The sequence below is a fragment of the Paenibacillus sp. P4_A7 genome (genome assembly GCF_056402455.1).
Window position 1 is genome coordinate 1 of record NZ_JBFUHJ010000569.1, and the last position, 3,169, is coordinate 3,169.

A 3,169-nucleotide genomic window follows, 5' to 3' on the forward strand; every position below is an offset into this window, starting at 1 on the left:
TAGTTGTTAGGAATGAACCATATATTCGAACTACAACGATGGAGATTAACCCGGGCAAATGGCGCATTCTGCTTCAAAACTTGCATTTGAACTATAAGTCGGCACATATCGATGTAGGCCGCCCCATTGCGAAGGTGAATGTATTGACCGATTTCCCAGGTATACCTGTATTTCCAGATGGTTCGAAATTTAGTTTATATGTGCCGGGAAGAGGTATGGTTCTAGTGGAAGTTGACTTATTATGATGCAAAAAATATTTACGTTCAATGATGCATGGACGGCATGGCTGCAGGGCAGCAAGTTTCCGATCGCTTTCTTCGGGGACAGTACGGTTGACGGTGCGAATACGACAGATTGGGTTGGTAATACCATTGGAGTAGACAGCACCTCGCCAAACACGTTCTCGAAGAAACTGGAGGAACTGCTTCGCCAAGCTACCAAAAACGAGACATTACGCATTTACAACGCAGGATTTAGCGGAACCATTGCAAGCTGGGCGGTAACCGTCTTAGAAGAGCAGTTTGGGAAAGCCTCTGCTTATCATGATGTACAAATGATTGGGATCGGATTCGGTATTAATGACCGTAACGATCAGCTTTACTATGCGAACGAGAGGGCTTACAGAGACGGATTCAAAAGGTATATCAAACAAATTATTGACTGGTGCTACTCGAATAATATCCAACCGTTTCTGTTGACCACCCAAGCAATCGTTGAGCCTGGGGTACTGACTGAGTATACGGAAGCCTATCCGATGAGAACGAGTGAGCATATCGAATGTATAGCGAACGAAGTGAAAAGGGAACTGGCGGAAGAGTACCGACTCCAGATCATTGACATGAACAAATACACCGAAATGTTCTTATTGTATTCTTCTATCAGCACACATCGGATCATTTCTGATCGGCTGCACTTTGGGGACATCGGCCATATATACGAGGCGGAGGTACTCTTCGCCCACTTGTCCCCAAGAACAATCTTCGTAGATGACTACACTAAAATCGATTATTCCAGTCAAAAGATCAAGGACAGTGTGCCCGAAGATTGGCTGACAATGCCTGAGATACCGATGGACAGCTTCAAGGTTTATGTTGACTGCACGAAGGCGAACTCAAACGACATGATTATGATGTCTGCATGGGTTTTTGTTAGAGCAAAGCAGAAGCTTACTTTAAAGGCCTATAAAGGAAATTCATCGGACACTTATGTCAAAATAAATGGGGTTATCAAAGGTTTAATCGGTGCGGAAACTATCATCATCGGTGAATTAGAACTAGGATTGTATCTTTTGGAAGTATTCACAGGACAAACAAGTAAAGTAGACTTTAAAGGATTTATTTTCGAATAGACGAACGAAATCGAGGAGGTAGAACAAAATTGAGTATACAAACAGAAATAGGTAATCAAGCAAAAAGATCATCCTTAACGGTTTCCGGGGAATTCCCGATCGGTATTTTCGTAAACCCTGCTCCATCCGAGACCTCCGATGCTTCCTATGCAGATATCAGGGCTATGAATGCCAACTTTATCGTCGCGACTAATCTGTTGACTACCCCTGCTACGACGGACTGGGCATTGGAGAAAGCGGCAGCCAATGATCTGAAAATACTAGTGACTGACACGGGGATCCGCTGGATTCAGTCAGAATGGCTATCGCAAAATGACGATAAGGGACAGGGGCTATACCTTCGGAACGATAGCTTCATTGGTCAGACATTTACAACGCCTGATGTTGATGACTTAAGTATTATGATTCTTTCCTTTAAGAAACAAGGGGTATGGCCGGAAGGGGCAGCATTAACACTAAGTCTTTATAACTCTCCTAGTAAGGATACTCTTATTGTGAAATCAGAGCTTAAAGGGCCGTTCGAGAGTGATTATCCTGAGTTTGTACTAAGCGAGTTCCCTCCTGAAGCACATACAAGCTATTATTCCGTTGCTGCTAACACGACCTATTATATGGAACTGACAACGGACAGTGAGGTAGAGCTGGGCCCTTTTCTAACTAGTGAAACAGATGCTTACGCTGGTGGGAAAGCGTATGTGAATGGTGCACCTCTGCCTTATGATCTGTATTTTCAAATTACACTGAGAACGCCACATGGCGGAACTATATCGGCTTTTTCACCAACAGGCAGGCCATCGGATGATTATATCGAGAAGTTGGTCAATCATTACAAGGATCATCCGTCCGTGCTTGGCTATAACTTAATAGATGAGCCATTTGCTGAATTGTATCCTGCTATGAAAGAGACATCCGATCGAATTAAGGCGCTAGATCCGACTCGATTAATTTACACTAACCACTATGCACTAAACGACACGGGTCTTCATTATTTTGCCCTAGAGAATGGTCGCCCAATGGGGTATGAGGACTATATTAATGACTGGCTGGCAACCGACCCGGATATGCTCTCCTATGACTATTATCCGTATTTAGCGAGTGGTGTTGACGAGAAGGTCCACTATCAGACATTAGAGTTTTTACGTAAACAGTGTCTCTTAAATGACAAGGATTTGTGGGTCTATATTCAATCGGTGGCTTATGATACTTTCTTTATAGTCAAGCCTAATGAGAGTCAAATGAGATTTCAGGTGTATTCTTCCTTGGCTTACGGAGTCAAGGGATATGTCTACTTTACCTACGCGACGGAAGCTGGACCAGGACTAGAGGGTATTATGCATGATGGGCTTATCCTGCCGGATGGTTCGAAGAACGATACTTATGAATACGCCAAAAAGATAAACGGAGAAGTATTGAATTTGGGGTCGACGCTTCTGTCACTTACTTCGTTAGCTGTGTATCATACAGGAGATTTACCGCCATCAACTGAGGCTTTGCCATCTACATTTTTCTTGCAGCCTTCAAGCGCTGATGCGGAATCGTCTATGATCATCTCATATTTCGAGAATGAGGTCGGCAGAAAGTTTGTTATGGTCGTCAATAAGGATTTGGAAAATGAACGCAGCTACTCGTTTTCACTTGCAGATAGGCCGCAAACTATTCATGAGGTTAACAAAATGTCGGGTGAAGAAGTACCCGCAGCATATGAGCCTTCAACCGGAACATTAACCGTCAGCCTTCTGCCAGGAGAAGGTAAGCTTTATGGTCTGGAGAGCTGAAGATGGAAATGAACAAACCAAATGATAACTTATACATGGAAGATCC

3 protein-coding genes are annotated in these 3,169 nt (G+C 43.5%); all 3 read left to right on the forward strand.

What is annotated here, in order from left to right; genetic code table 11:
- Window positions 1-245: hypothetical protein (locus AC1DWN_RS31100; RefSeq protein WP_477562726.1), on the forward strand; the 245-nt coding region annotated here is incomplete at its 5' end.
- On the forward strand, window positions 242-1,348 hold the full coding sequence (locus AC1DWN_RS31105; protein ID WP_477562727.1) for an SGNH/GDSL hydrolase family protein: 1,107 nt from the start codon (window positions 242-244) through the stop codon (window positions 1,346-1,348). The genes AC1DWN_RS31100 and AC1DWN_RS31105, both read left to right, overlap by 4 nt.
- A 29-nt stretch (window positions 1,349-1,377) precedes the next feature.
- The gene (locus tag AC1DWN_RS31110; protein ID WP_477562728.1) at window positions 1,378-3,123 is read left to right on the forward strand and encodes a hypothetical protein; all 1,746 of its coding nucleotides are present in this window, start codon (window positions 1,378-1,380) and stop codon (window positions 3,121-3,123) included.
- Window positions 3,124-3,169: the final 46 nt, after the last annotated feature.